The organism is Candidatus Binatia bacterium, from assembly GCA_035631035.1.
GTDB lineage: Bacteria > Eisenbacteria > RBG-16-71-46 > SZUA-252 > SZUA-252 > DASQJL01.
This window is the reverse complement of record DASQJL010000018.1, coordinates 1-4,692: the sequence shown is the minus strand read 5'-3', so window position 1 is coordinate 4,692 and position 4,692 is coordinate 1. Positions and strand designations below refer to the sequence as shown.

Annotated in this window: 5 protein-coding genes; 1 reads left to right on the top strand and 4 read right to left on the bottom strand. The window is 69.2% G+C overall.

Features of this window, described 5'->3' with window-relative positions; genetic code table 11:
* Positions 1 to 476, bottom strand: a 476-nt coding sequence (locus tag VE326_01895) for a VOC family protein (GenBank protein ID HYJ31948.1), incomplete at its 3' end; no start/stop codon positions are given.
* A 128-nt stretch (positions 477 to 604) separates the two neighbouring features.
* On the opposite strand from VE326_01895, the gene VE326_01890 reads away from it, so the two are divergent.
* Positions 605 to 1,990 carry an amino acid permease gene (locus VE326_01890; protein HYJ31947.1) on the top strand — a complete coding sequence of 462 codons (1,386 nt, stop codon included), beginning with the start codon at positions 605 to 607 and terminating at the stop codon, positions 1,988 to 1,990.
* 42 nt (positions 1,991 to 2,032) lie between these two features.
* On the opposite strand, the gene VE326_01885 is transcribed toward VE326_01890, so the two are convergent.
* From VE326_01885 to VE326_01875, 3 genes are all read right to left on the bottom strand, one after another.
* Positions 2,033 to 3,244: an MFS transporter gene (locus VE326_01885; GenBank protein ID HYJ31946.1), complete on the bottom strand. Its 1,212-nt coding sequence runs from the start codon at positions 3,242 to 3,244 to the stop codon at positions 2,033 to 2,035.
* A gap of 33 nt (positions 3,245 to 3,277) precedes the next feature.
* Positions 3,278 to 3,805, bottom strand: coding sequence for a DinB family protein (locus VE326_01880; GenBank protein ID HYJ31945.1), 528 nt, complete (start codon positions 3,803 to 3,805; stop codon positions 3,278 to 3,280).
* 74 nt (positions 3,806 to 3,879) lie between these two features.
* On the bottom strand, positions 3,880 to 4,632 hold the full coding sequence (locus tag VE326_01875) for a DUF1326 domain-containing protein (protein HYJ31944.1): 753 nt from the start codon (positions 4,630 to 4,632) through the stop codon (positions 3,880 to 3,882).
* Positions 4,633 to 4,692: the final 60 nt, after the last annotated feature.

Genomic DNA, 4,692 nt, shown 5'->3' with positions numbered 1-4,692 from the left:
GGCGACTCGGCCACGAGGCTCTCGAGATCGAGGGCATCGATGGTCATCGCGACCGATCCGTCCGCGGCATGGGGCCACTCCCCGCGCGGCCGGTCGCGGTAGATCTCGATGCCGTTGCCGTCCGGATCGGAGAGATAGAGGGCCTCGCTCACGCCGTGATCCGAAGCCCCGCCGAGCGGAGCGCCGGAGGCGGCCAGACGGACCAGCGCCGTCGCCAGGTCGGGCCGGTTCGGCAGGAGCACGGCGAAATGATAGAGCCCGGTGGTGCGCGGGACGCGCCGGGCTCCGCGGATCTCTTCCAGCCGGAGCAGGTCGCGGCCTCCCGCGCCCAGGCGCGCGATCTCCCGCTCTCGGGCGAGAACCTGAAATCCCATGGCGCGCTCGTAGAAACGGACCGAGCGGTCCAGGTCCGAGACCGCGAGATCCACGGGCCCGATCGATGTCCCGGGGTCCAGCCGGGTCCTGGTTGCGTCCATCCGTTCCTCCTGGTGCGAGTCCCAGGCCGGCCCGGGCCGTGGTATAAGGGGCGGCGGACGAGGGTATCGCTCGACGGTTGCTCGGATGCTTCGGGCCGCCGGCGGGATTCCCACCCGGAGGGAGGATCATGAGCGCCCAGGCCACGCCCGCGCCCACCCGCGCGGGGCACGCGGACGCGCTGCTCCGCCGCCAGATCGGACTCTACGCCGCCACGGCGGTGACCGTCGGCAGCATCGTGGGATCGGGGATCTTCCGCTCCCCGCACTCGGTCGCCCAGCAGCTCCACTCCGTTCCCGTCATGCTCTTCGCCTGGGTGCTCGGGGGCGTGCTCTCGATGTGCGGCTCGCTCGTTCTCGCCGAGCTGGCGGTGGCGCACCCCCGCACCGGCGGACTCTACGTCTTCATCCGCGAGGCCTTCGGCGACCGCCTGGGATTCGTCTTCGGCTGGGCGTCCCTCTCGGTCATCAAGCCGACCGTGATCGCTTCGATCACGACCGTCTTCGCCATCTACTTCTGCCAGGCGCTCGGACTCTCGGAGGCAGCCCGCCTTCCCGTGGGGCTGGCCGCGATCTTCATCCTCACGCTGATCAACTGGCTCGGCGTGAAGCAGGGGGCGGGCACCCAGACGCTGCTCACCACGCTCAAGGTGATCGGGATCCTGGGGCTCTGCGCGGCCGCCTTCTTCCTGCCGCACGGGGGTCCCGCCGCCGGAGAGGCGGCCACCGCGGCGGCGACGCACCCCGCGTCGCATCCGCTCCTTCTCGCGCTCGCGATCGCCATGATCCCGATCTTCTTCGCCTACGACGGCTGGACCGACTCGACCTACGTGGCCGGCGAGATCGTGAACCCCCGCCGCGCGATGCCGATCGCGATTCTGCTCGGCACGGCGATCGTCATCGCCGTCTACGTCATCACCAACCTCGCCTACTTTCACGTGCTCTCGCCCGCCGAGGTGTCCCACTACGAGGCGGTGGCCAGCGAGGCGATCCGGCGCATCCTGGGCGAGGGGGGAAGCCGCGCGCTGGCCGTGCTGGTCGCGGTCTCCACGTTCGGAACCATCTCGGCGTCGGTGCTGACCGGGCCGCGCGTCACCCTCGCGATGGCCGCCGACGGGCTCTTCTGGCGCCGCGCGGCGCACGTCTCAGGGCGGGGGACGCCCGACTTCGCGCTCTGGCTTCAGGCTGTCCTCTCGGGAATCTGGCTCTGGTGCGCGCACGGGTTCGAGGACGTCTCGGGATGGTTCGTCACCACGTCCTGGCTCTTCTACGGGCTCACGACCGCCGCGCTCTTCGTGCGCCGGCGCCAGGGCGACGCGGCCGGCCGGGACGACGAGGCGGGCGACGGGACGGGATACCGCACCCCGCTCTATCCGGTGACCCCGATCCTCTTCATCCTGGTCACGCTGGCGATCATCGCGAGCGACCTGGTGTCGAGCGGATGGCGGTCGGCCGCGGGCGTCGCGATCGCGGCGACCGGGTTTCCGCTCTACGCGCTGCTGAGCCGACGGCGCTGACGAGCGCCGGACGGCCCCGTCGCCCGGCCGCCGCGTCCGTGGTCAGAGCGAGCGCAGCTTCCGCGACGCCATCCCGAGGATCCCGGTCAGGCCGCCGCAGATCCCCGTGATCGCGTACATCTGGGGCGCCGTGATGCGGTCCAGCACGGCGCCGGCGATCGCGACCGAGATCGCGGTCACCCCGAACACCGTGAAGTTGACCAGCGAGAAGACGCGACCCATCCGCGAGGCCGGGACGATCCGCTGGAGGATCACTGCGCGCGGCACCGTGATGAAGGGGATCACGATGGAGTGGAGGAGCAGTGCGACGTACAGGAACGGCAGCGAGCGGCAGAAGTAGAGCGGCACGTAGGTGAATCCGTCCAGCGCGATGGCCAGAAGGAGCACCCACCCCTGGCGCGCCGGACCCAGCACGCGACCCACGAGCAGGCTCCCCAGAATCATCCCCACGCCGTAGGCGGATTCGGCGACCGCAAACGCCTTGGCGTCCAGGTGCAGCGTGTCCTTGACGAGCACCGCCGTCATCAGGCCGGGTCCCATGATGAACAGATTGTCGAGCGCGGTGAGCAGGAGGAGCAGGACCAGCGTGCGGTCGGCCAGGACCTCCCGCATCCCATCCGTGAAGTCGCGCCGCAGGCCGGGGAGCGGCGTCTCGCCGCGATGCGCGCGCCCCACCGCGGCGCCCAGGAGCGCCAGGAAGCCGAACGAGGCGCCGAAGAGAACCGCGCAGAACGGAAAGGCCGAGCGCACGCCGGCCGCCGCGATCACGGCGCCCGCGGCGAGCGGCCCCGCCAGCCACGCCGCCTGCTGCGAGAGCTGCACCCAGGCGTTGGCGCGCGGAAGCCGCGACGCGGGGACCAGCTCGGGGAGCAGCGAATCGCGCGCCGGGTTGAAGAGCACCGAGGCGGTCGCCATGCCGAACGCGACGCCGGCGAGCCCCGCCGCGTTCAGGCGGCCCTGGAGCAGGAGGACGCTTCCGATCACGAGGAGCACCGCGCGGGCGAGATCGGCGCCCGCGAGCACCCTCCGGCGATTCCACCGGTCGATGAGGAAGCCGGCCGCGATGCCGAAGAGGAGCGAGGGGAGGTAGGCCACCGCCGCCGCCAGCCCGGTGAGGGTCTTCGAGCCGGTCAGATCGAGGACGAGCCAGATGAAGGCGACCTGGAAGATGGAGTCGCCCAGCTGCGAGAGGAACTGCGCCGCCCAGAGAAACGCGAACGGGGAGGACCCGGTGCGGGTCCTCCCCGATGTCACGGACGCCTTCACGCCTTCGCGCGAGGGGCGCGCCTAGGCCGGCTGGAGATTCGGATTCGGCCGGAATTCGGGCGCGTTGTGCGCGAAATCCCACATGAAGGGAACCTCGGGCACGGCCAGCGCGCGCAGATACGCGAAGAGCTGGCCGCGGTGATGCAGGTGTTCGTCGAAAATGATCTGGATGCAGAGCCATCCCCACGGGTTGAAGCCCCACGGGGTCTCGACGGTCGCCGTCGCCTGCGACTCCGTCATCGACTTGACCGCGGCGTCCGCTTCGTTCCAGGCCGACCGCATCGCGGCGATCATCGCGTCCTTCGACGTGATCGCGGCGACTTTCGCCGGCTCGTGCTCTTCGAAGTTCGTGATCTTCCCCTGGATCGCTCCGGTCGAGCACCCGCGCATGGTTTCGGCCATGTGCACGACCAGCTCCTTGGGGGTGCGCATGTTCGGGATGGGGTGGGCGTCGATCTTGTCGGCGGGGATCGCCTCCAGGACGCGCAGGGTGATGCCGTTCACGAGGCGGAATTCTTCCCACAGGGTGCGGGTATAAGCGAGATTCATCGCGAACTCCTGTTCTTCCGGCGAGAATGTACGGCGGGCGCCCGGTCGCGGACGCCCGCCGCTCCGATTCGAGGTCAGTTCGCCGCGGCGACCACGTCCTTGTTGTTGATGTCGAACGTGATCATGAAGCCGTTCGTGCCCTTGTACTCGAACGCCTTGTCTCCGAGGCGGTAGGCCTCCACGTCATTCGGCATGAGGACGAAGCCGTTGTTCCGCTTGGTCCCCCAGTACTTGAGGTTGTTGATCGTGATCGGCTGCTCGCTGTTGCCGGGGTAGCGCTTCAGCGTGACCTCGGCCGCCTTGCCGCCGTCCAGCTTGGCCGTCGCGACGTCCTTCGTGTAGCTCCACTCCATCGGCGCGTCCTCGGCCACCGTGAACGCCTTCCACTTCACGGGGTAGACGTGGCCCATGATCGCCTTGATCCCCTCGCGCTGCTCCGGCGTCACCGACGGGTCGAACGTGAGCACCGCCCAGTTCATCTCGCCCGTGCTGAACTCGCCGCCCAGGTCTCCGGCCACCCAGAACTTGGCGCCGTCGAGCTTGGTGCCGGCGTAGCTGCCCTTGTTCACGCGGAAGGCGTTGTTGAACTTGCAGAAGTGCTCCATGGTATGCGCGTCGCCGTTCATCACCATGTGCTCCGACGGCTTCGTGTTGAAGTAGCACTGGCAGAACATGGGGCAGGAGCAGGCTTCGATGATCGTCGCGTTCATCGCCCAGTTCATGTTCGTCGGCGTCGTACGGCTGGCGTCGGCGCCGAGCAGGACGACGCCGCAGAGAAGCAGCAATCCGATGGCGAGATGCGGCACGAGACGATAGCGGGGGCGCATGAGACCTCCTTTGAGCGATGAAGTGGGGATGGTAACGCGGGTGGAGCGGCGTCGCGCCGT

What these genes read in the sequence shown, in the direction of transcription:
- VE326_01880 (HYJ31945.1), bottom strand. Translation starts at nt 3,805, where the DNA reads ATGAATCTCGCTTATACCCGCACCCTGTGGGAAGAATTCCGCCTCGTG.
- VE326_01875 (HYJ31944.1), bottom strand. Translation starts at nt 4,632, where the DNA reads ATGCGCCCCCGCTATCGTCTCGTGCCGCATCTCGCCATCGGATTGCTG.
- VE326_01890 (HYJ31947.1), top strand. Translation starts at nt 605, where the DNA reads ATGAGCGCCCAGGCCACGCCCGCGCCCACCCGCGCGGGGCACGCGGAC.